This window comes from Brevundimonas sp., assembly GCF_003248455.1.
Taxonomy (GTDB): domain Bacteria; phylum Pseudomonadota; class Alphaproteobacteria; order Caulobacterales; family Caulobacteraceae; genus Brevundimonas.
This window is the reverse complement of sequence record NZ_QFNM01000010.1, coordinates 22200-44856: the sequence shown is the minus strand read 5'-3', so window position 1 is coordinate 44856 and position 22657 is coordinate 22200. Positions and strand designations below refer to the sequence as shown.

The following is a 22657-nucleotide window of genomic DNA, read 5'->3' as shown; positions in this document are numbered from 1 at the left end:
ACCATGTCCTCTTCCGTCCTCATCATCGGCGAAGATCCCAGCCTGATCGACTTCGACGCACCTGACGCCCCGCCTGACATGTCGGCCGCAAAGGTCATGGAGGGGTTGGAGGGATCGCGCGATCGATTGCGAGCGCGGGGTTTCGAGGCCGACATCCTGTTGACCGGCGAGGAGGACGCTCTGGAGACCCAGGTCGGCGCCGCCCTGGCCAGGCGCGATTGGACCGTCATCGTCATCGGCGCAGGGCTGCGGGTCCTGCCGCCCATGGCCCAGCGGTTCGAGCAGCTGATGAATCTGCTGCACGAGCAGGCGCCGGCCGCGCGTTTCGCCTTCAACTCCCAGCCAGACGATTCCGACATCGCGGCTTTGCGGCGGCTCTGATTTCCGCCGGACGCTCTTGTGCGGCAAATAGGCGACACCATCTCGTTTGCGAAAGCTCAAGGCGCCGCTTCCTGAAAGGACGCATTGAGAGACCATCCGCCTTACGAGGGGAATCGAACAAGTGAATCTCGAACTCTATTCCGACCGCGCCAAACAGGCCGTCCAGTCGGCCCAGTCGCTGGCGCTCGCCCGCCGTCACCAGCAGTTCGCGCCCGAGCATCTGTTGAAGGTGCTGCTGGAGGAACGCGACGGCCTGGCCCGCAATCTGATCGCCGCCGCCGGCGGCGACGCCCGCCGCGCCGAGGCCGACGTCGAAACCGCCCTGAAGAAGCGCGCCCAGGTCACGGGCGGCTCGGGCCAGCTCTATCTGGACGGCGACACCGCCCGCGTCTTCGCCGCCGCCGAGGAAGCGTCCAAGGCCGCCGGCGACGCCTTCGTCACCACCGAACGCCTGCTGGCCGCCCTGGCCAAGGAGGGCGGGGTCGCCGCCGAGGTGCTGAAATCGTCCGGCGTCACGGCCGACAAGCTGGACGCCGCCATCGCCGAGGTCAGGAAGGGCAAGACCGCCGACTCGGCCGGCGCCGAGGACGGCTACGACGCGCTGAAACGCTACGCCCGCGACCTGACCCTGGCCGCCCGCGACGGCAAGATCGACCCGGTCATCGGCCGCGACGAGGAGATCCGCCGCACCATCCAGGTCCTGGCCCGCCGCACCAAGAACAACCCCGTCCTGATCGGCGAACCCGGCGTCGGCAAGACCGCCATCGTCGAGGGCCTGGCCCTGCGCATCGTCAACGGCGACGTGCCTGAATCCCTGCGCGACAAGACCGTCATGGCGCTGGACATGGGCAGCCTGATCGCCGGCGCGAAGTACCGCGGCGAGTTCGAGGAGCGGCTGAAGGCCGTCCTGTCCGAGGTGTCGGCCGCTGAGGGCGGGATCATCCTGTTCATCGACGAGATGCACACCCTGGTCGGCGCCGGAAAGGGCGACGGGGCTATGGACGCCTCCAACCTGCTGAAGCCGGCGCTGGCGCGCGGCGAACTGCACTGCGTCGGCGCCACCACCCTGGACGAATACAGAAAGCACGTCGAAAAGGACGCGGCCCTGGCCCGTCGCTTCCAGCCGGTCTTCGTCTCCGAGCCGACGGTGGAGGACACCGTCTCCATCCTGCGCGGCCTGAAGGAGAAGTACGAGGTCCACCACGGCGTGCGCATTTCCGACAGCGCCATCGTGGCGGCCGCCACCCTGTCGAACCGCTACATCACCGACCGCTTCCTGCCGGACAAGGCCATCGACCTGATCGACGAGGCCGCCAGCCGCGTGCGCATGGCCGTGGACTCCAAGCCCGAGGCCCTGGACGAGATCGACCGCCGCTTGGTCCAGCTGAAGATCGAACGCGAGGCCCTCAAGAAGGAGACCGACACGGCCTCTCAGCACCGTCTGGAGAAGCTGGAGGACGAGATCGCCGACCTGGAAGGCCAGTCCGACGACCTGACCGCCCAGTGGAAGTCGGAAAAGGCGAAGGTCGGCCAGGGGGCGCAGCTGCGCGAGACCCTGGACCGTCTGCGCCTGGAACTGGCCAACGCCCAGCGGGCCGGCGACCTGGGCCGTGCGTCCGAAATCGCCTACGGCCAGATTCCGCAGATCGAGAAGCAGCTGGAAGAGGCCGAGGCGAACCAGACCTCGGCCAAAGGCCCGTTGACGCCGGAAGTCGTCGACGCCGAACAGATCGCCGCCGTCGTCAGCCGCTGGACCGGCGTGCCCGTCGACAAGATGCTGGAGGGCGAGCGCGAGAAGCTGCTGAAGATGGAGGACGCCCTGGCCGCCCGCGTCGTCGGCCAGGACGAGGCCCTGGCCGCCGTCTCCGACGCCGTGCGCCGCGCGCGCGCCGGGCTGAACGACCCGAACCGTCCCCTGGGCAGCTTCCTGTTCCTGGGGCCGACCGGCGTGGGCAAGACCGAACTGACCAAGGCCCTGGCCGAGTTCCTGTTCGACGACGAGGCCGCCATCACCCGGCTGGACATGTCGGAATATATGGAGAAGCACTCGGTCAGCCGCCTGATCGGCGCGCCTCCCGGCTATGTCGGCTATGACGAGGGCGGCGCCCTGACCGAGGCCGTGCGCCGCCGTCCCTATCAGGTCGTCCTGTTCGACGAGGTCGAAAAGGCCCACCCCGACGTCTTCAACATCCTGCTCCAGGTGCTGGACGACGGCCGCCTGACCGACGGGCAGGGAAGGACCATCGACTTCCGCAACACCCTGATCATCATGACCTCCAACCTGGGCAGCCAGTATCTGGCCGATCAGGGCGAGGGGGACGACGTGGAGGCCGTGCGGCCCTTCGTCATGGAGGCCGTCCGCGCCCACTTCCGGCCCGAGTTCCTGAACCGGATCGACGAGATCATCCTGTTCCGCCGCCTGGGCCGCGACCAGATGGGCGGCATCGTCCGCATCCAGCTGTCACGCTTCGAGAAGCTGCTGGCCGACCGCCGCCTGACCCTGGACCTGGACGACGCAGCCCTGGCCTGGCTCGCCGACCGCGGCTACGACCCCGCCTATGGCGCACGGCCGCTGAAGCGGGTGATCCAGAAGGACCTGGTCGATCCGATCGCGCGCAAACTCCTGGCCGGCGAGATCGAGGACGGCGGCGTGATTGCCGTCACCGCCGGCGAGGGCGGATTGGAGATCGGGAAGGTGCGGGTGCATTGAGATTATTCTAGCTGCAGCGATAGAGGCCACCCTCTGCCTATGGGCTTTAGGGTGGCCCACCCGCTCGTATGGTCCAAATTCTCAAGTTTGCAGTTATTGAACTGAGCCCAGGCATCGATCATTTGACCCATCATAAACCGCTCCATTTCCGAGCGACGACCGGCACGCCAGATGCACAGCTCGGGATAACCTAGTTGACCATCTGGCAGCGCGACCTGATGTGCTTCAATAGAAACCCAAACACAGTCGATTTCTCGTAGAGCAGGTTCGTTGGCCTGAAGAGCGACTCGGACCGCGTAAGCCGCGACTGACGCCTCGATCTTTTGAGGTTCGTCGATCAGAACAATCGCTAAGCCGACCGCATTCGGAAGCCCAATTTTTGAACGAGTAGCGCCGATTTGCGGATCTGCTAGTTGAAGCATCTTTCTTACGGGACGACCGCCTATCGTCACCATCATTTCATTGATTTCGATGCCGTTTTTGCGATCCGCTAGGATGCGATTAATTCCCACGGTGCCAAAAACCACTATGCGAGGTTCTTGGCGGAGCGCGTCGTCTAGCAGACGTGTCATTCGTTTGGCGGGATATCCCTCAATCTGTTTGAGTTCCGCGATGAACTGACGGTTCCAGAGAAGATAGTCGGCTATCTTCCCAGTCCTGTGGTGAGCAGAAAACCGCTTGTCGTCGAGAGGCTCAGTCCCTTCTCCGGTCAGAAGGAAATTCTTCATTCTAAGATCAAGGGATTGATTCGGTTTGCTACTTGCAGGACGCACGAAAACAAGGATTCTGCAGTCGTCGCTAGGTTCACCCACGCTTGATGATCTCCCTTTCGTCATCCTCGGCAAGCCGCGTCTTCGCGGCGCAGACCGGGGAACCCAGCGGCGCCGAAGGCGAAATCTGTCCGACTTCCGATCAACACTTCGTCCCGGCAGGTTCGCGCTCTCGCGCGCCACTTGATCCCCCGGTTCCGCTGCGCGGCCCGGAGGATGACGAAAGGAGAAGCGGGTTTGTCGGATAGAACCGCTTACGAGTTTTTGGTGTCCCTGCCGTCCGGCTCTTTCGCGACGCCTTTGAACGGTCCCGGAGACGATTTTCGCTCCATGAACTGACCATTGCCTTCGTTGCGCTTTTGCCAGTCGCCGTTCGGCTGCTGGAATTGGGTGCGGCCGCGAACGGCGCCTTGTCGAAAACCTTCGCCTGTATTCTTGCCCATGCAAGCCTCCATCGAACGAAACTAGAACATCGCCGATTCGAGGTAGCGAGTCCATACAGCTAAGATTGTGCGCGAACCTGTCGCGGACGCGATGTCCAAACATCACGAGTCGGATGGATCGCCTTCGGCGCCGCTGGGTCCCCCGGTCTGCGCCGCGAAAATGCGGCTCGCCGGAGGATGACGAAAGGACGGGGGGCCATCCTATTCGCGAGGGATCAGTCGAACGATTTCAACCCCCTGCCGCCCGCCAGCGTCATCTTTCCTCTCATGCCCCGAAACCGTGCGATCCTGTCTTCGCGCGTCCGCATCGAACGCGCGGCAGGAACGGGGAAGGGGATTTCAGACGATTCACACTATTCAGACTCTGTTTTTCACGCCGCAGAGTCTGAAAACCTTCACGCCTGCGGGATCGGGTTGGTCCGGGGGTCGGGGCCGTTGGTGACGACGCGGTCGCGGTCGGCCAGGTCCTTGACGATCTTGACGTCGGTGAAGCCGGCGGCCTCGAACAGGGCCTTGACCTGCGGGCCTTGGTCGAAACCGATCTCGACGGCGAAGACGCCCAGCGGCTTCAGGATGCGTTTCACCTCGGGCGCCAGGTCGCGGTAAGCCTGCAAGCCGTCCGGCCCGCCGTCCAGAGCCAGATGCGGGTCGTGGTCGCGGACCTCGGGGTCCAGGGTCGCGATATGGTCGGTCGGGATATAGGGCGGGTTGGACAGCACCAGATCGAAGCTGGCGTCGCCGAAGCCCGCCGCCCATTCGGTGCGCAGGAAGGCGGCGCGGTCGTTCAGGTCCAGGTTGGCGGCGTTCTCCCGGGCCACGGCTAGGGCCTCGGTCGAGATGTCGGTGCCGACGCCCTTGGCGGCCGGCCGCTCGGACAGCAGCGCCAGGAGGATGGCGCCCGAGCCGGTCCCCAGGTCGATGGCCTCGAACGTCTCGTTGCGGGCGAAGGCCAGCAGGGCCACGTCCATCAGGGTCTCGGTGTCGGGGCGGGGGCTGAGGACGTCGGGGGTGACGTTCAGCATGATCTTCCAGAAGCCCTTCCTGCCGACGATGCGCGACACCGGCTCGCGCTTCAGCCGGCGTTCGACCATGGCCTCGTAGGCGACCAGCTGGTCGGCGGTGACGATGCGGTAGGGGTCGGTCAGGATGTCCATGCGGCTGGCGCCGGCGGCGGCCTCCAGCAGCAGGCGGGCGTCGATGGCGGGGCTGTCGATGCGGCCGGTCTTCAGCCGCGCCTGCGCCGCCTTCCAGGCCGCCAGCAGGGTCGGGGCGTCGTCAGCCTGATCGGGGGCGGGCTTTGGAGAGATCGGGTCGGTCATCGGCGTTGATTGGCCCCGGCGGACGACGATTTCAAGCCTTCGCGGAACGGGTCGCCAGCTATACCGTTCGCCACATCATGTCCAAGCGCTCCGCCTTCCTGTCCCGTCTGACCGCAAACGTCTCGGCCCGTTCGCCGATGGGGCGCGGCCGGGCGAGAGGCGGCCTGTGGCGCTATCTGGCGGCCGTCTTCGGCGGTCTGGCGGCGGGCGCAGGCGCGGCGCATCTGCTCTACAGCCAGGGGCACAAGGTGGGGGTGGAGCTGCGCGCGCCCCGGCCCGAGATCCTGCCGCCCCCGCCGCCCACGCCGGCCGACTACGACGCCAAGGAGCCGGGGCGCGGCCGGCTGGCCGACCGGCCGCACCGCATTCCGCGCAAAGGCTGGACCGACATCGTCTGGCGCGCCGGGGCCTCCTATTTCGGCGACCGGGTGGGCTTCGTGGCGGGGGGCGTGACCTTCTTCACCCTGTTGTCGCTGTTTCCGCTGCTGGGCTCGTTCGTCACGGTCTACGGCCTGTTCGCCGATCCGTCCGACGCCTGGGGGCGGCTGCAATTCCTCTCGGCCATGATGCCCGCCACCATCGCCGAGTTCCTGGGCGCCCAGATGCAGCGCCTGGCCGAGAATTCCAGCACCCAGCTGACCCTGACCCTGATCTGGACCCTGGCCCTGTCGCTGTGGGCCGCCAACGGGGCGATCAAGATGCTGTTCTACGGGCTGAACGTCGCCTACCACGAGACCGAGAAGCGCAACTTCATCCGCTACAACCTGGTCTGCCTGGCCTTCACCGTCGGGGGGCTGCTGGCCGTGCTCGTGACCTCGGGCCTGGTGGTCGGGGTGCCGGTGGTGGTGCGCCTGTTCGGCCTGGAGGAGGAGTGGGGCCTGTTCGCCCCCCTGCGCTGGCCGCTGCTGTTCGCGGGCTATGTGCTGGCCCTGATGGTCATCTATCGCTATGGGCCGTGCCGCCAGAACGCGCGCTGGCGCTGGCTGACGCCGGGGGCGATCTTCTCGGCGACGCTGAGCGTCAGCCTGTCGCTGGTCTTCAGCTGGTATCTGTCCAACTTCGTTCGGACCGACAGCTATGGGCCGCTGGCGGCCATGATGGGTTTCCTGCTGTGGACCTGGCTGTCGGTGCAGGTGATCCTGCTGGGCGCCGCGCTGAACGCCGAGATCGAGCACCAGACCGCCATAGACACCACCACCGGCAAGCCCCTGCCGCTGGGCGAGCGCGGGGCCACGGTCGCCGACAGCGTCGGGCCCCGGCGCGGCAATCCGGCGGCCCTGGCCTTCACCCAGCGCCAGGCCGAGGCGGTGGCGGACAAGCTGCTGAAACGCCGCCTGAAGCGGGATCGCTGAGCCAGCGGCTCAGAGGATGAACCGGCTCAGGTCTACGTCCTTGGTCAGGGCCTCCATGCGGCCGCGCACGGCCTCGGCGTCGAAGGCGACGGTCTGGCCCGACAGGTCGGAAGCCTTGAAGCTGGTCTCCTCCAGCACCCGCTCCAGCACGGTCTGGAGCCGGCGCGCGCCGATGTTCTCGACCGCGCTGTTGGCCGCCACGGCCGCATCGGCCATGGCCTCGACCGCGTCGTCGGTGAAGACCAGGGTCACGTCCTCGGTGGCCAGCAGCGCCTGGTTCTGACGGATCAGATTGGCCTCCGGCTCGGTCAGGATGCGCTTGAAGTCGTCGCGCGTCAGGGCCTTCAGCTCGACCCGGATCGGCAGCCGGCCCTGAAGCTCGGGCAAGAGGTCCGACGGCTTGGCCACGTGGAAGGCGCCCGAGGCGATGAACAGGATGTGGTCGGTCTTGACCGGCCCGTATTTGGTCGAAACCGTGGTGCCTTCGATCAGGGGCAAGAGGTCGCGCTGGACCCCCTCGCGCGACACGTCGGCGCCGGATGCGCCCTGGCGCGCCGCCACCTTGTCGATCTCGTCCAGGAAGACGATGCCCTCGTTCTCGGCCAGCAGCAGGGCCTCCTGGGTCAGGCTGTCCTGATCCAGCAGCTTGTCGCCCTCCTCGGCGATCAGGGGCGTGGTCGCGTCGCGGACGCTCAGCTTGACCGTCCTGGTGCGCCCGCCGCCCATCTTGCCCAGCATTTCCGACAGGTTCAGCAGGCCGACGTTGCCGCCGCCCGGCAGGTCCAGCCCCTGGATCGGCGAGGCGTTGTCGGCCAGGGATATCTCGATCTCCTTGTCGTCCAGTTCGCCGGCCCGCAGCTTCTTCCTGAAGCTGTCGCGCGTCGTCGGCCCCGCGCCCGGCCCGACCAGGGCGTCCAGGATGCGGTCCTCGGCGGCGGCTTCGGCCCGCGCCCGCACGTCGCCGCGCCGGCGCTCGCGCACCATGACCAGGGCGCTCTCGACCAGGTCGCGCACGATCTGGTCCACGTCGCGGCCGACGTAGCCGACCTCGGTGAACTTGGTCGCCTCGACCTTCAGGAAGGGCGATCCGGCCAGCTTGGCCAGGCGTCGCGCGATCTCGGTCTTGCCGACGCCGGTGGGGCCGATCATCAGGATGTTCTTGGGCGTCACCTCGTCGCGCAGATCCGCCGGCACGCGCTTCCTGCGCCAGCGGTTCCTCAGGGCGACGGCGACGGCGCGCTTCGCGTCGTCCTGGCCGACGATGTAGCGATCCAGTTCCGAGACGATCTCGCGGGGGGTCAGTTCAGTCATGCCGACCAGATAGGAGGCCGCAAACCGTTGCGGGAGGGGCCACGGCGTCGCGGCGCCGCATCCCCCGCATTTACCTGCAAGAAAGGCGTCCCCCGAACCGGGGGACGCCTCGGTGCGTCGTGCGTCCGCGCCGGGATCAGGCGGCGTCGGCGGCCTTCTTCTTGGCCAGCTTGTCCTGATGGGCCTTCATCCCGGCCTCGATCAGGGCGGCGGCCTCGCCCGCGTCGCCCCAGCCCTTGACCGTTACCGACTTGCCCTTCTCCAGGTCCTTGTAGCGGGTGAAGAAGTGCTCGATCTGCTCGATCAGGATGGCCGGCAGCTGACGATAGCTGGCGATCTCGGTGTAATAGGGGTTCAGCTTGTCGACCGGCACGGCCAGGATCTTCTCGTCGCCGCCGGCCTCGTCCACCATCATCAGCACGCCGATGGGGCGCGAGCGGATGACGCAGCCCGGCACGACCGGCGTGGGGTTCAGCACGATCACGTCGCAGGGATCGCCGTCGTCCGACAGGGTGTGCGGGATGAAGCCGTAGTTGCCCGGATAGTACATGGCGGTGTGCAGGAAACGGTCGACGAACAGGGCGCCGGATTCCTTGTCCATTTCGTATTTCACCGGAAGCCCGCCCTGCGGGATCTCGATGACGACGTTGATGTCCCAGGGGGCGTTCGGACCGACGGGGATGGCGTCCAGGTTCATGGCGGGTCTTTGCTGCGACTGCGAAATTCCGAAAGGCGAAGGGTGATAGGCCGTGGGCGCGCCCGCGGCAAGCGCGACCTGTGGCGAACGGACTTGCACAGGGTCGGCGGATCGCGGACATCATGGGCCTATGAGCTGGATCGACTGGGCGGCGCTTGCGCTGTTTTTCATCTGCTGGCTGGGCTACGGCCCCATCCTGTCCTTCATCGGCAAGAAGGGCGGCTCGCTGAACGACGACATGGCCCATGTGCGCGCCGTATGGATGCGGTCCATGGCCCATCGCGAGATTCGGCTGGTGGACAGCCAGCTTATGGGCCATTCGATCAACTCGGCGTCCTTCTTCGCCTCGACCAACCTGCTGCTGATCGCGGCGGTGGGCGGCATCCTGTTCGGGGGCGAGAGCGCGTTGCAGGGGTTCGCCGCTGTCGGGGCGGAGACCGTGCCGATGAAGATCCTGGAGGCCAAGCTGGCGCTGGTGATCGTCTGTCTGACGCGCGGCTTCCTGGATTTCATCTGGGCGCTGCGCCAGATGAACTACACCCTGGCCCTGATCGGCTCGGCCCCGGAAGTGCATTCCAGCACCGATCGCAGAGCATTCAGCGCGGCGGCCGGCCAGTTGCTGAACCCGGCGCTCAGCGCCTTCAGCCAGGGGGTGAGGGGCTATTACTTCGCCCTGGCGGCGGCGGCCTGGCTGTTCGGGCCGCTGTGGCTGGCGCTGGGGGTGGCCTCCGCGTTCGGCCTGCTGATCTATCGCCAGGAGGCCTCGCCGGCTGCGCGCGCCATACGCAATGCGCGGCGGCTGCTGGAACAGTGAGGCGCGGCTTCGCAGGTGCGAAACCGCCCAGGATCGCGACCCGGTCCAAGGCGGCTCACCGTCGCAACTGCGTAACACGGCGTGACCTGAGCAAATTCACCGAGGGTCTTGACCCATTGTGCATCGCAACCTAGATTGATCTTCGACGCCTCCGGGCGTCTTGCCCTTCCTGGGCGTTTCCTCCCTATAGACTTCAAACGCCGCACCCTCGGGTGCGGCTTTTTTTTGATCTGATCGCCGATCAGTCACACCTTGCGCCTGCGTCCGGCGCCCAGGGCTCCGAACACAGGGCGGCGATCACCCGGGCCAGCGCCTTTTCCGTGCGGCGAAAGCCGAGGCCGGGCGCCAGGGTGGTCTCGTCCAGATACAGGCCCCGGCTGATCTCGATCTGGATCGCCTCATAGCCCTCCTCCGGCCGGCCCCAGCGCTGGGTGGACCAGCCCCCGGCGTAGGGACGGTTCAGCGACACCCGCCAGCCCACGCCTTCGAACAGGGCGCGCAGCCGCCGGGTCAGACGCGCTCCGCAGGCCGAGCCGTAGCGGTCGCCCAGCACCACCTCGGCCCCCGTCGCCCGCGTGGGCATGGAATGCCAGTCGATCAGCACCGCTCGCCCCTGCCGGTCCCGCGTCGCCTGCATCAGTTCCCCCAGCGCCTGATGATAGGGCTGGTGGACCGCGGAGATCCTGGCCCTGGCCTCGTCCAGCGTCAGCCGACGGGCGTAAAGGGGCGTCCCGTCCCCGGCCAGACGCGGCAGGACGCCATAGCCCGCGGCCGTCTTGGCCCCCGTCGGTCCCTCCAGCCCCGCGATCAGGGCGGGGTCCAGTTCGTCGGGGTCGCGGTTCAGATCGACATAGGCCCGGCCGATCCGCCCCTCGATCAGGGGCGCCCCCCGTCGCGGCCCCTCGGCGACCAGCCGCCCGACCAGGGCGTCCTCGGCGCTTCTCAGGCTGGCGGCGCTCAGACCGGGCGCCGCGCCCATGTCCTCGGGGTAGCGGTCGCCCGAATGGGGCGAAGCGAAGACCAGGGCCGTCGCGCCCGCCGCCGGCGACGCCGCGGTGATCGTAAAGATGTCGCCGCCGTCGGTCATGCCCCGGCATAGCGGGTTTCGCTGTGGAAGGAAGTCGGCTGATCGTTGAATTTCATGGGCGGTTTACCGTTGCAGCCTTAAGGCTGACCCGCTGTTTCAAGGGTGTTTTCCATGGCGCGTATCCTTCTGGCCGAAGACGACGGCTCCTTGCGCGGGTTCCTGACGCGGGCGCTGGAGCGCGCGGGCCATCAGGTGATCGACTGCGAGAACGGCGACGACGCCATCGACGCGCTGGAGCACGGCCCCTACGACCTGTTGTTGACCGACATCGTCATGCCGGGCGCCGACGGGATCGAGGTGGCCCGCGTCGCCGCCGCCCGCCAGCCCGGCCTGCGCATCATGTTCATCACCGGCTTCGCCGCCGTGGCCCTGACCGCCGCCCAGGCCTCGCCCGACGCCAAGGTCCTGTCCAAGCCGGTGCACCTGCGCGACCTGGTCAACGAGGTCGAGCGGATGGTCGCCGCCTGAGCCGTTGATCCGCCAGGGATTTCTCAGAAATCTCGCCCCCGCGGCCAAAGGCGCTTGATGCAGGCGGATCGTGCCGCTATACGACCGCCCTTCCCGCTCTCGAACCATCGAGAGCCGCCACGGCGGACGCGTAGCTCAGCGGGAGAGCACTACGTTGACATCGTAGGGGTCACAGGTTCAATCCCTGTCGCGTCCACCATCTTCTCTCTGAAATCGTGAGGATTTTTCAGCCGCTGTCCCGGCCTGCTGGGCTGTTTGCGCGCGTCTGTTGCCGAGTCGTTGCCAGTTTGATCTAGGCTCAGGACCATGGAGGGCCTGTCCGGGGTCCAGACCGAACGCCGCACGGTCATGATCGACGCGGCCCATCTCAAGGCGCGCCGCACGGCTTCCCGTCTTCCTCTCCGCCATAGCCCTCGCCGCTACCGTGCCTTCTGGCTATGAGCCCTGAGCCTGGACCGGCCCCATTGCCTTCTCACCGCATACCCACGCAACCCCAAGCGGAGGCGCCTTCCTTTCACGATGAGTGCCGGCGCGCGAGCGCCGGTGAACCGCGATGGCGTCGCGGCGGGATGGTGGGTTGATGGGGATGGTCTGGAGCGGGTCAGGCCCGCGTGGCCCCGGAGACGGTCGCCTGTGCGCCTTGAAGATGCGAGCAATCATTCACCAAGACGATAGGAGCGTTGCGTGTTTCCGCCGATGAAATTCGACTACATGAGCTGGGAAGCAGCTGCCACCTTGGTCACCGGCCTGCTCGCGGTCATCGGTGCGGCAACCGTGGCCTGGAGGCAAGTCGGCATCCAGGAATCCCAGCATCGCGTCGAGAAGCTAAAAGCGAAAACCGATCTGTTCGATCTGCGCTACCGGGTCTTTGTAGAGTTCGGAGTGTTTCTTGACACAGCGGCGGAGGGGACCGCCCAGCTTCAGACCATAATCGAAGGCACTCGTCAGAACGTGGACCGCGCCAAGTTTTTGTTTGGCACGGAAGTGTACGACGAGCTGTCTGAACTATTCGAACTAGGACAAAAGCAACTAATCAATCGAGACGCCGATCGCTCTGCGAGCCTACTGTCAGCGAGGGTTACGCCTCAACATAGGCTGTCGCTCCGACCAGGCGAGTCACGTTGGCTCGACCGATCAAGAGATCGCCGGCACGCACCTCTAGCGCGGGGCGCGGCGTCAAGGTAACAGGCAGCGCCTTGTTCTCGTGAGGGTTGTAGGTCCCGGCTGAGATTGCCCCGACCTTCAACACTCCCCATTCCTCGCCATCAGCAGGGCGAGATAGGCATTGGGGACTCCAGCCGTTTTCAAGATCAGCGATCACATCTTCAAGCGCGACTATGGGATGTGGGCTGGGCGGCGGTTCGGTGCCGGTGACATGGCGGAGGACGGATTCGCGACTCCACCTCCCAATATCCGAAAAGCGCGCCACAAAGAGTGGGCGATCCGGTAGCGGCGGGGGAGCCACGATCCCGAGCGCTGCCTCGAAAGCGCGCAAGCCTTCGGCTTCCAGGATCGTCGCCTCCGCTTCAAGCGTCGCTGCCTGAGCAAGCGCAGCCTGATATGTGTCAACAAGCGATCGCTGGTCTTCGATCTCGGGACACGCCACGCGTGCCGTCAGGAACTTCTCGGGTGCGACGCGCTGTTTCGTGGTGTTGCCGGTCGGACGCAGCTCGGCCAGCGTGGCAGATGAACGAAGAGCGAGTTCAAGAAACTGCCGATCGATAAGCGACGTGTCGATTTCGAACGTGGGGTATTCGGGGCTGAGGGCTAACTCGCCCATCTCGTCCGATATAATGGCGAACGAACCCTGGAGAACTCTGATCTTTGAGATGATGAGTTGGCCCGGGGCCGCACGGAACAACGGGCCTTTGTAGCCGACAAGTTGCTCCGGAGAACGAATCTGCACTCGCCCACCGAAAGTGATCTTCTCAATTACCGTAGAGAATCAAAGTCGCGCTCCTCTGCCGCGATAGGGTTGATAATCGGCGTGAGGAGCTTGCTCAACTTGATGGCCGGCAAGGCTCCGCCACCAGCCTGCCCTCCGTCTAGCTCTACGTTCCATTCGTCCAGCTCCCCCCACCGCCGGATCAGGCAGCGAGGGGTACTCGAAAATCCGGCAGGTCCTCCGCCTTTGCTCCCGCGTCCAGCCAAGCATGGAACGCGCGCCATGCCTCAAGCACCTGCGGCAGCTCGTTCGGCACATTCTCGCCCGTGTCGCCGGTCGAACTGATTCCGACAGCCTTCGGCGCGGCGAAAAACACCGGATAATCGAACGCAGAGCGCACATGCTCCCAGAGCGCGGCAGTTTGCTCTGAATCGATCTTCTTCAGCCTCCGCGCCAGGGCGCGGCCAGCCTCAGCAGCAACGGCCTTCGCACTCGCCTTGCCTTCCCAAGCCTCCGAGAGCGCTGCCCGTGCCAAGCGCAGTTGTTTGGCGTCCTTGCCTTCCTTGCGCCAGCGCGTCTTCGTTACGCGGGACGGCGTGGCCATGCGCGGATAGGTCGGCGGAACTCCGGCGCTCCATCCCGGCCCTACTTGATCCTCACCCAACGAGGCGAGGTCGGCCAACGCCTGCGCCACGTCCGCATCGCCGCCGGTCAAGATGGCATCGCGCGCGGCGGCGCAAGCGGCATCGCGCTCCGCGTCATAATAGCCGTCCAGCGCGGCGTGGGCCCCCGTCCAAGCGGCTTCCCAAGCATCCTCCTCCTCGGTGGTGAATCGGCGGAGCGTCACGACGGAACATTTGGCCGTCGCCTTACTAGAGCGGAAAGTCTCTTCCGGCAGGCTGATCACGCCCAGCAGTTTGGCCCGCCCCTCGCACCAGCGGCGAAGCCAGTTCAGCGACGGATTGTTGAGGTTGCCGTCGGGAAGCACGATGTTTAGCAGACCGCCCGGCTTGAGCAGTTGAAGGCACCGCTCGACGAAGATTACTTCTGTGTCGCGGCTGGCCTTGTCACGCCCGATCTCAAACAGGTCGAGTACCGGAGTGCGCTCTTCCTGCGCCTTCAATAAGCGCGCGTGGTTCTCTTTCCACACTTCGCCGTAACGGCTCTGGTGCTTCTTGATGAGGTCGTCATCAGTGGTGATCTGCGTCTCGTCACTGTCGCCTAGGCGTTGATCGCGTCCGACCGTTGAGCCGAACGGCGGGTTGGTGACGATCAAATCAAACCTGTCCGGGAAAATACCATTCACATCAACCAAGCCGTCGTGGTGGTGAATGCCGCCGTGCCCGTCCCCGTGCATGATCATGTTCATTTTTGCGGTCCGCGCCGCGCGCGGCTCCGCGTCTGTGCCGAAGATGCAGCGCCATGCAAGCCGCCCCAGACGAGTATCGACGGGCTTGTTGTCGTCAGTGGAAGGCAGCAGTTCCCGATTGATCTCCATAAAGGCCGCTTCGATGGCGTCGGCTTCCGCTTCGGGATCAAGCTTCAGCGCTTCAATCTCCGCCCGCTTCGCGTCCTTCTGCGATTGGAGATCGGCTTCGATATCGTTGCGGACGTGTTCGAATGCGCGGATCAGAAAACCGCCTGATCCAGCGGCCGGGTCGCAGATGAGTTGCCCTTCTCGAGGATTCAGCATCTCGACCATAAAATCCACGACAGGACGAGGAGTGAAGAACTGGCCTAGTTCACCCCGGAACGTGGCGCCGAGGAACCTCTCAAAGGCGATGCCCTTGATGTCGTCGCCCGTCTTGGCCAGGTCGAAGGTCTGCAGCGTCTCGACGATGCGGCGGAAGGTCGCCTCTGAAATGTCGAGCGTGTCCCTCTCCGTGAAAAGACTGTCGGCTTTGTAAAAGTTCTTCGTTTGATCGAAGAGCTGCTGGTGAACCGGCGGATCACCCGGTAAGGCCAGCTTCTTGCGATTGTCGAGGTATTCGGTCGTGAACGTGCCGTGGAGGCCGGATCGCTCGACGAACATTTTAATGAACAGAACTTTGGAGATCGCGTCAAATGCGGCTGTGGGGTCCTTCTTGTGAACATCACGAATAATGTCGTGACTGGTTTGCAGCAGTCGAGTGAACTCCACTCTATTAAAGGCACGCTGGGCGCTCTTTATCGCCTTGATCTTCTTCGCGTCACCCCAATCGTTAGCTGCCGGAATGCGGGCAACTGATTTGAATTTGCCCGGCGCGGCGGGGACCACTTCAAAAGGCTCGGTGAAGCGACGGTTGTGAGCCACGAAGAACTCAGCACCCATCGACCGAGCATAGCTCTCGCCCTGATAGTAATCCTTCAGATTGAGGCTGACACTTTCCGCCTTGCATTCGACCACGATTTTGGGGGACGCGGAGTCAGCTTTTTCGTCAGCAGATCCCCAGACGACAATATCCGCGCGCACAGACTTAGTGCCTGATTGCGTCCGCATTTCCTGGCCCATCTGCGCAAGGCTGTAGCCCAACGTGAGGTGGAGATGGCGGATGAATTCTTGCCGCACCTCCTCCTCTGGCTTCCCCGTAACGTCACGCCATTCGTGTTTCAAAGGTACCCACACGAGGGACCCGACACGGTGAAGGCCTTCAAGTGGAAATGAGGTCGCGGGGGCGGCAGGCTTCTTGGGCATCCGTAACCCCTAGCTTAGATATTGGCTACCGTCAGCCAGAAGACGCTCCGCAAGTGATGAGCTCAAAACCAGCCGTAAGGCCCTCCCACTGCATACCCACGCAACTCCCAAGCGGAAGCGCCTTCCGGCTTATCCCGACCGGGCGTCAAAGCTAGTGGTGCTCTGGAAAGGTGGTGCCGCTTGCGTGACTCGAACACGCGACCCCATCATTACGAATGCCGCTACGGATCAACGCGCTTCCCACTGGGTACCCACTGAACTAGCGAGCGGAAGGGCCTCTAGCCTTGGCGGCCGGCCGGTCCCTCGTCAGCGTGGCTCTGGGGTGGTGGTGCCGCTTGCGTGACTCGAACACGCGACCCCCTCATTACGAATGAGGTGCTCTACCGGCTGAGCTAAAGCGGCTCCGGTCGCGAGGGGCTTGGGGCGCCTGCGCGAGAGGGGGTCTTTATACGGACGGGCCGCGCTTGCCAAGCGCCGGTTTCAAGATCGCGAGCAGGGCGTCCTCGTCGGGCGTGGCGGCGGCCAGGGGGGCCAAGCCCATGACGGCGAGGGGGGCGGCGAGCGGGGCCGCGGCGGCGGGTGAGATGCAGACGACGGCGACGCCGTCCAGTCGCGCCGCATGGCGGTCGGCCAACAATTCGCCCGCGCGCGGGGAATGAACCAGGACGGCCTCGAAGGCGTCGGGCGCCGCCTGGGCCGTCGGTCGGGTGCGGTAGACGGGCAGGCCGTGGACGACGATGTGGGGGGCGCCGGCCGCCGTGAGCGCGACGGCGAGGTCTCCGGCGGGTATTTCGGCCTGGGGGACCAGAAGGGCGCCGCCGGACATCCGGGTCGCGATCAGCCGGGCGAGGGCGGCCAGGTCGCCCTGGGCGGAGCGGACCGCGACGAAGCCCGCGTTCCGCGCCGCCTGGGCGGTGGCGTGGCCGACGGCGAAGACGGGCCGGTCGCGCATCGACGTCAGGGCGGAAAAGGCGGCCACGCCGTTGGGACTGGTGAAGGCCAGGGCGTCGAATCGCGCCAGGTCGGGCAGGGCGGGCCTCAGCGGCTGGACCGCCAGCAGAGGAGCGACGAGGGGCGTCAGCCCCATGTCGCGGATGCGCGCGGCGGTGCGCGCGGCGCCCGGCTCTGCGCGGGTGATCCAGACGCGGGCCGGGCGGGGCGGGATCATCCGTCCAGCGTTGCGGGATCGACGTCCTGATCGCCGGCGACGGCGCGGACCTCGGCGCCCAGCCGCTGGCCTAGAGACCGGGCGTCGGCCAGGGCAGGTTGCGGCAGTTCGCCGACGCGCCGCCAGCGGGCGGAGCCGTCCGGACTGAGCATTTCGGTGGTCAGGCGCAGCATGTCGTTTTCGATGCGGGCGTAGGCGCCGACGGCGGTGCGGCACGACCCCTCCAGCGCCGTCATGGCCCCGCGCTCGGCGGCGACGCACAGGGCGGTCTCGGCGTGGTTCAGGGCGTCGACCCAGGGCGCGTTCCGGGCGGCGTCGGCGTCCGCCGTGCGGGTCTGGATCGCCAGCGCCCCCTGGCCCGGGGCGGGCAGGAAGGCGTCCAGCGACAATTTCTCGCGGATGGGGTCGGTCACGCCCAACCGCGTCATGCCCGATACAGCCAGAAGGATGGCGTCGAACTCTCCCTCGGCGGCGCGACGCAGCCGGGTGTCGATGTTGCCCCGCAGCATCTCGACCTTCAGGTCGGGGCGCAGGGCCAGGGCCTGGGCCTGGCGACGCAGGCTGGCGGTGCCCAGGCGCGCGCCGATCGGCAGTTCGGCGAAGCTGGCGTAGTTCCGGCTGACGAAGGCGTCGCGGGCGTCCTCGCGTTCGGGGATGGCGGCGATGCACAGGCCGTCTGGCTGAACGGCGGGGACATCCTTCATCGAATGGATGGCCAGGTCGATGCGCCCGTCCAGCAGGGCCTCCTCGATCTCCTTGGTGAACAGGGCCTTGCCGCCGATCTCCAGCAGACGGCGGTCCTGCACCCGGTCGCCGGTGGTGACGATCTCGACCAGGGGCACGGCGGTCTCGATCTCGGCCTCGGGCACGCCCAGGGCGCGGCCGACGGCGCGCTGCATCATGCCGGACTGGGCAAGCGCCAGCTTGGAGCGGCGGGTGCCGATGCGGAGAGGAAAGGTCATGAGCGTTGCGTACCGGACGCCGGGTCGCTACCTCGACCCGGATGGAGAAGTCCGCCGAGTATAACAGCGTCGACAAGTCGGCAACTGGGGCGGCGCCGGGACCGGATGCCCGACCGCTGACCGTTCTGGGGCTGGAGACCAGCTGCGACGAGACGGCCGCCTCGGTGGTGCGTCTGCATCCTTCCGATCTGGGCGGGCGCGCCCAGGTCCTGTCCTCGGTGATCCACAGCCAGATCGACGATCATGCGGCCTATGGCGGGGTGGTGCCGGAAATCGCGGCGCGCAGCCATGTCGAGATGATCGCCGATGTCGCGCGCCGCGCCATGGCCCAGGCGGACATGGCCTATGAGGCGCTGGACGGGATCGCGGCGACCGCCGGGCCGGGCCTGGTCGGCGGGGTCATGGTGGGCCTCAGCTTCGGCAAGGCGGCGGCCCTGGCGCGCGGCCTGCCGCTGGTCGCGGTCAATCATCTGGAGGGGCACGCGGTCTCGGCCCGGCTGGGGGCGGAGGTCGCCTATCCCTTCCTGTTGCTGCTGGCCTCGGGCGGGCACTGCCAGCTGCTGGAGGTGCGCGGCGTCGGCGACATGAGCCGGATCGGCGCCACCATCGACGACGCGGCCGGGGAGGCCTTCGACAAGATCGCCAAGGCCCTGGGCCTGGGCTACCCCGGCGGTCCGGCGCTGGAGAAGCTGGCGGTCAGCGGCGATCCCACGCGCTACGAACTTCCCCGCGCGCTGCTGGGCCGCAAGGACTGCGACTTCTCCTTCTCGGGCCTGAAGACCGCCGCCTTCCGCATCGCCCAGACCTGCCAGACCGAACAGGACAAGGCCGACCTGGCCGCCGCCGTCCAGGCCGCGATCGCTCGGCAACTGTCGGATCGGTCCGAGCGGGCGATGAAGGACTACGCCGAGACGAGCGATCACAGGCTTTTCGTGGTGGCGGGCGGGGTCGCGGCCAACAAGACGATCCGCGCCACGCTTCAGGCGGCTGCGGCGAAACACGGCTTCGACTTCCTGGCCCCGCCGATGGCCTATTGCACCGACAATGCGGCCATGATCGCCCTGGCGGGCGCAGAACGGCTGGCGCTCGGCCTGACCAGCGACATCGACGTGGTCGCCCGGCCGCGCTGGCCGCTGGACGAAGCGCGCGCCCTGGCCGATCCTTCGCACAGGCCGGGTCGCAAGGGCGCGAAAGCATGACCAAAGAAACCGCCACGGGAGGGCGCATGGAATTCCGCACGGCAGGGGTGATCGGCGCCGGCGCGTGGGGCACGGCCCTGGCCCAGGTCTGCGTCCGGGCGGGTCTGGACACGACGCTTCAGGCGCGCGAGCCGCAGTTGGTCGAAACCCTGCGGGCCACGCGGGCCAACGACCTCTATCTGCCCGGCGTGCCCCTGGCCGACGAACTGAAGTTCACCTCCGATCTGGCGGACCTGGGCGGCTGCGACCTGATCCTGGCCGTGCCGCCGGCCCAGCATATGCGCGCCACCCTGACGGCCTTCGCGCCCCATCACCGAGGTGGCGCGCCGGTGGTGCTGTGCTCCAAGGGGGTCGAGCGCGGCACGATGAAGCTGATGACCGAGGTGTTGGCCGAGACCCTGCCGGACGCGCCGGCCGCCGTCCTGTCCGGCCCCAGTTTCGCCGGCGAGGTGGCGCGCGGCCTGCCCACCGCCGTGACCCTCGCCTGCGCCGACGAAGCCTTGGGGCAGGCCTTGCTGAACACCCTGTCGGCGCCGGGATTCCGGCCCTATCTGGCGACCGATCTGACCGGCGCCGAGGCGGGCGGGGCGCTGAAGAACGTGCTGGCGATCGCCTGCGGCATCTCCGAAGGGCGTCAGCTGGGCCGCAGCGCTCACGCCGCCCTGATCACGCGCGGCTTCGCCGAAATGACCCGGCTGGCCGTCGCCATGGGCGGCCAGGCCGAGACGGTGGCGGGCCTGTGCGGCCTGGGCGACCTGGTCCTGACCTGCTCCAGCCCCCAGTCGCGCAACATGAGCCTGGGTCTGGCCCTGGGCCAGGGACAGACGGTCGAACAGGCCCTGGCCGGAAAGCGGTCGGTGGCCGAGGGGTATGAGAGCGCGCCGGCGGTGCGCGAACTGGCTGGGCGGCTGGGCGTGGAAATCCCCATCTCCGAAGGGGTCGCCGCCCTGCTGGCCGGCGAGATCACGGTCGACGGCCTGATCGACGGCCTTCTGTCGCGCCCGCTGAAGGTCGAGCGTGTCTGAGGACGTCGCGACAGAACGCAAACGGGTCTGGAAGACGCCGCCGGGCGTCGCCCTGTGCGCCGAGGCCGACATCGCCGACCCCGGCTCGCGCGGCTTCGTGCTGCAGATCGGCGAGGCCTTCTTCCACGGTTTCGTGGTGCGAAAGGACGGGCGGGTCGCCGGCTGGGTCGACCGCTGTCCCCATGCGGGCTTTCCCATCGCCATGGAGATCGACCGCTATCTGACGCCCGACGGCGCGCTGATCCTGTGCGGCTGGCATGGGGCGGTGTTCGAGCCGCTGACCGGCGAGTGCAGGGGCGGCCCCTGCGCGGGCGGGCGGCTGACGCCCTGGCCGGTCGCGGCCTCGGGCGGGATGGTCCGCACCGCCTGACCGGCGGATCAGCGCGCCAGCCGACCCTTGGCCTTTTCGGCCGCGAAGACCACGTTCGGGTCCGGCTTCTTGATCGGCAGGTCGGTGTGTTTCAGCACCGACAGCACGAACCGGCCGATGTTCAGCCGCGCGGTCTTCTTGTCGTCGGTGGCCACCACGGTCCAGGGCGCATAGTCTCGGTCGGTCTCGTCCAGCATCCGGTCGCGGGCGTCGGAATAGGCGTCGAACCGCGACTCCGCCTCGGCGTCCAGCGACGATAGCTTGAACTTCTTCAGGGGATCGGTGCGCCGTTCCTTCAGACGCTTGGCCTGCTCCTGGCGCGAAATGTCCAGCCATATCTTGATCAGGATGACGCCGTCGTCGGTCAGCATCCGCTCGAAGCGCGGGGCGTCGGTCATGAACTGGGCGTATTGCTCGGGCGTGCAGAAGCCCATCACCGGCTCCACCCCCGCGCGATTGTACCAGGAGCGGTTGAAGATCACCGTCTCGCCCGCCGCCGGAAGGTGCGGGACATATCGCTGGAAATACCACTGGCTGGTTTCGCGGTCGCTGGGCTTGGGCAGGGCGACGACGCGGGTCTGGCGCGGCGACATATATTCGGTCAGCCGCTTGATGGCCCCGTCCTTGCCGGCCGTGTCGCGGCCTTCCAGCACGATGACCACGCGCGAGCCGTGTTCGATGCTCCAGGCCTGGGTCTGGACGATGGCCAGCTGAATCTGCGCCAGTTCGGCGTCATAGGCGTCGGATTTCTTTCCCATGACGGGAGAGTGGGCCGGATGCGCCATGGGGGCAAGCGGCGGACGATACGATCTCCACGCCGGGGCGCGGTTTCGCGCTAAGGTCGGAGGACTTCGGAGGAGAACCGCATGGCGCCGAATCGTCGAGACATGATGGCCGCAGGGGCCGCGACCGTCCTGTTGGGCGCGCGCCCGGCCTTGGCGCGGGACGCGACACGATATGACGATGTCCTGGACGCCGCCTTCGCCGACCAGGCGCCCGTCGCCTTGGCCGGGGCGGTGACGACGCGCGAGGGGCTGATCTGGTCGGGGGTGCGCGGCGTGCGACGCTTGGGGGGAGACGATCCGGCGACATTGGATGATCGCTGGCACCTGGGGTCCAACACCAAGGCCATGACGGCTGCCCTGTTCGGTCGGCTGGTCGAACAGAGGCGAGCGCGGTGGGACGCCCCTCTGGACGAACTGTTTCCCGGCGTCACGATCCATTCCGGCTGGGACGGAACGACGGTCCGGGACTTCATGGGCCATAGGGCCGGTGTGAAGGACGCGGCGGCCCTGGGCATGCCCTTCTTCATGACTGCGCGCGCCGATCCGCGATCCCTGCCGGAACAGAGGGCGGCCCTGGTCGAACGGGTGCTGGGCGCGCCGCCGGCGGGCGCGAAAGGCGTCTATGACTACAGCAACGCCAGCTACATGATCGTCGGCGCCGCGATCGAAAGGATCGTCGGCGTCGCCTGGGAAGAGGCGATGCAGGCCGAGGTTTACGCCCCGCTGGGTCTGGCCAGCGGCGGGTTCGGCGCGCCGCGCGAGAATGCGGCGGGCGGGCCCAACGCCTGGGGGCATCGGGGCGCCGGCGCCGGACGGGTCGCGATGGACCCTGCCGATCCGGGCGCGGACAATCCGCTGGCGCTGGGCCCGGCGGGCACGGCGCACATGACGCTGGATGACTACGCCAAATGGCTGGGGGTGTTTCTGAACGACGGCGCCGGCTGGATCGCGCCGTCGACCCTCGCCGCCCTGACGACGCCCTTGGCGGGCGAGGGCGCGCCTTACGGCTTGGGCTGGATCGTGTCGCCGCAGCGGGCCTGGTCGAAGGGGCCGGTCCTGACCCACGACGGGTCGAACACCCTGTGGTATGCGACGGCGGCGGCGGCGCCGGAGTTGGGCGCGGCCTTCGTCGCCCTGACGAACCAGGGCGACGGCGCGGCGGCGACCGGGCTGATGTCGGGACTGGTCCGCGCATTCGCGGCGTGAACGCATTCCGCCGAGCAGCGTTTGCCAGCGG

At 67.0% G+C, this 22657-nt stretch carries 20 protein-coding genes and 3 tRNA genes; 10 read left to right on the top strand and 13 right to left on the bottom strand.

Annotated elements, in window-relative coordinates; all coding sequences use genetic code 11:
* Window positions 1–3: 3 nt before the first annotated feature.
* Both DI624_RS05530 and clpB read left to right on the top strand, forming a co-directional pair.
* A complete protein-coding gene (locus DI624_RS05530) occupies window positions 4–381 on the top strand; it encodes a hypothetical protein (RefSeq protein WP_291536532.1) in 378 nt (125 codons plus the stop codon).
* Window positions 382–502: 121 nt separating this feature from the next.
* Entirely contained in the window at window positions 503–3091 is a 2589-nt protein-coding gene (clpB, locus tag DI624_RS05525; RefSeq protein ID WP_291536530.1) for an ATP-dependent chaperone ClpB, read from the top strand.
* A gap of 2 nt (window positions 3092–3093) precedes the next feature.
* Here the strand turns inward: clpB and DI624_RS05520 are convergent, their stop codons facing one another.
* From DI624_RS05520 to prmC, 3 genes are all read right to left on the bottom strand, one after another.
* Window positions 3094–3819 (bottom strand): hypothetical protein, encoded by a 726-nt coding sequence (locus DI624_RS05520; RefSeq protein WP_291536528.1) that lies wholly within the window; start codon window positions 3817–3819, stop codon window positions 3094–3096.
* 296 nt (window positions 3820–4115) lie between these two features.
* Window positions 4116–4304, bottom strand: a complete 189-nt coding sequence (locus DI624_RS05515; protein WP_291536526.1) for a hypothetical protein — start codon at window positions 4302–4304, stop codon at window positions 4116–4118.
* A gap of 395 nt (window positions 4305–4699) precedes the next feature.
* On the bottom strand, window positions 4700–5623 hold the full coding sequence (gene prmC, locus DI624_RS05510) for a peptide chain release factor N(5)-glutamine methyltransferase (protein ID WP_291536524.1): 924 nt from the start codon (window positions 5621–5623) through the stop codon (window positions 4700–4702).
* 77 nt (window positions 5624–5700) lie between these two features.
* Between prmC and DI624_RS05505 the strand changes: the two genes are divergently transcribed.
* Window positions 5701–6975, top strand: a complete 1275-nt coding sequence (locus DI624_RS05505; RefSeq protein WP_291536522.1) for a YihY/virulence factor BrkB family protein — start codon at window positions 5701–5703, stop codon at window positions 6973–6975.
* A gap of 9 nt (window positions 6976–6984) precedes the next feature.
* Here the strand turns inward: DI624_RS05505 and hslU are convergent, their stop codons facing one another.
* Window positions 6985–8286, bottom strand: a complete 1302-nt coding sequence (gene hslU / locus DI624_RS05500; RefSeq protein WP_291536521.1) for an ATP-dependent protease ATPase subunit HslU — start codon at window positions 8284–8286, stop codon at window positions 6985–6987.
* 136 nt (window positions 8287–8422) lie between these two features.
* On the bottom strand, window positions 8423–8983 hold the full coding sequence (gene ppa, locus DI624_RS05495; RefSeq protein ID WP_291536520.1) for an inorganic diphosphatase: 561 nt from the start codon (window positions 8981–8983) through the stop codon (window positions 8423–8425).
* A gap of 130 nt (window positions 8984–9113) precedes the next feature.
* Here ppa and DI624_RS05490 point away from each other — a divergent pair, with 130 nt between their 5' ends.
* Window positions 9114–9797: a DUF599 family protein gene (locus DI624_RS05490; RefSeq protein WP_291536519.1), complete on the top strand. Its 684-nt coding sequence runs from the start codon at window positions 9114–9116 to the stop codon at window positions 9795–9797.
* 241 nt (window positions 9798–10038) lie between these two features.
* On the opposite strand, the gene DI624_RS05485 is transcribed toward DI624_RS05490, so the two are convergent.
* Window positions 10039–10884, bottom strand: coding sequence for an N-formylglutamate amidohydrolase (locus DI624_RS05485; protein ID WP_291536518.1), 846 nt, complete (start codon window positions 10882–10884; stop codon window positions 10039–10041).
* A gap of 111 nt (window positions 10885–10995) precedes the next feature.
* Between DI624_RS05485 and cpdR the strand changes: the two genes are divergently transcribed.
* Complete coding sequence (gene cpdR, locus DI624_RS05480; protein WP_291536517.1) at window positions 10996–11352, top strand: cell cycle two-component system response regulator CpdR; 357 nt, start codon at window positions 10996–10998, stop codon at window positions 11350–11352.
* A gap of 124 nt (window positions 11353–11476) precedes the next feature.
* Window positions 11477–11551: transfer RNA gene (locus tag DI624_RS05475), tRNA-Val, on the top strand.
* 879 nt (window positions 11552–12430) lie between these two features.
* Here DI624_RS05475 and DI624_RS05470 read toward each other — a convergent pair.
* From DI624_RS05470 to hemC, 6 genes are all read right to left on the bottom strand, one after another.
* A complete protein-coding gene (locus DI624_RS05470; protein WP_291536516.1) occupies window positions 12431–13258 on the bottom strand; it encodes a hypothetical protein in 828 nt (275 codons plus the stop codon).
* A gap of 181 nt (window positions 13259–13439) precedes the next feature.
* On the bottom strand, window positions 13440–15911 hold the full coding sequence (locus DI624_RS05465; RefSeq protein ID WP_291536514.1) for an N-6 DNA methylase: 2472 nt from the start codon (window positions 15909–15911) through the stop codon (window positions 13440–13442).
* A 171-nt stretch (window positions 15912–16082) separates the two neighbouring features.
* A tRNA-OTHER gene (locus DI624_RS05460) sits at window positions 16083–16179 on the bottom strand.
* 58 nt (window positions 16180–16237) lie between these two features.
* Window positions 16238–16313: transfer RNA gene (locus DI624_RS05455), tRNA-Thr, on the bottom strand.
* Between the two features lie 43 nt (window positions 16314–16356).
* The gene (locus DI624_RS05450; RefSeq protein WP_291536512.1) at window positions 16357–17079 is read right to left on the bottom strand and encodes a uroporphyrinogen-III synthase; all 723 of its coding nucleotides are present in this window, start codon (window positions 17077–17079) and stop codon (window positions 16357–16359) included.
* Window positions 17076–18041, bottom strand: a complete 966-nt coding sequence (hemC, locus tag DI624_RS05445) for a hydroxymethylbilane synthase (RefSeq protein ID WP_291536510.1) — start codon at window positions 18039–18041, stop codon at window positions 17076–17078. Before hemC ends, DI624_RS05450 begins: the two co-directional genes overlap by 4 nt.
* Before the next feature lie 5 nt (window positions 18042–18046).
* On the opposite strand from hemC, the gene tsaD reads away from it, so the two are divergent.
* Genes tsaD through DI624_RS05430 form a run of 3 tightly spaced genes read left to right on the top strand, consistent with a single transcriptional unit; the run spans window position 18047 to window position 20635 of the window.
* A complete protein-coding gene (gene tsaD, locus DI624_RS05440; protein WP_291536508.1) occupies window positions 18047–19240 on the top strand; it encodes a tRNA (adenosine(37)-N6)-threonylcarbamoyltransferase complex transferase subunit TsaD in 1194 nt (397 codons plus the stop codon).
* A 26-nt stretch (window positions 19241–19266) separates the two neighbouring features.
* Window positions 19267–20265, top strand: a complete 999-nt coding sequence (locus DI624_RS05435) for an NAD(P)H-dependent glycerol-3-phosphate dehydrogenase (protein WP_291536562.1) — start codon at window positions 19267–19269, stop codon at window positions 20263–20265.
* Complete coding sequence (locus DI624_RS05430; protein WP_291536506.1) at window positions 20258–20635, top strand: Rieske (2Fe-2S) protein; 378 nt, start codon at window positions 20258–20260, stop codon at window positions 20633–20635. The genes DI624_RS05435 and DI624_RS05430 overlap by 8 nt, the downstream gene beginning before the upstream one ends.
* 8 nt (window positions 20636–20643) lie before the next feature.
* Here DI624_RS05430 and ppk2 read toward each other — a convergent pair whose 3' ends face one another.
* On the bottom strand, window positions 20644–21393 hold the full coding sequence (gene ppk2, locus DI624_RS05425; protein WP_291536505.1) for a polyphosphate kinase 2: 750 nt from the start codon (window positions 21391–21393) through the stop codon (window positions 20644–20646).
* Window positions 21394–21501: 108 nt separating this feature from the next.
* On the opposite strand from ppk2, the gene DI624_RS05420 reads away from it, so the two are divergent.
* Window positions 21502–22626: a serine hydrolase gene (locus tag DI624_RS05420; protein ID WP_291536504.1), complete on the top strand. Its 1125-nt coding sequence runs from the start codon at window positions 21502–21504 to the stop codon at window positions 22624–22626.
* Window positions 22627–22657: the final 31 nt, after the last annotated feature.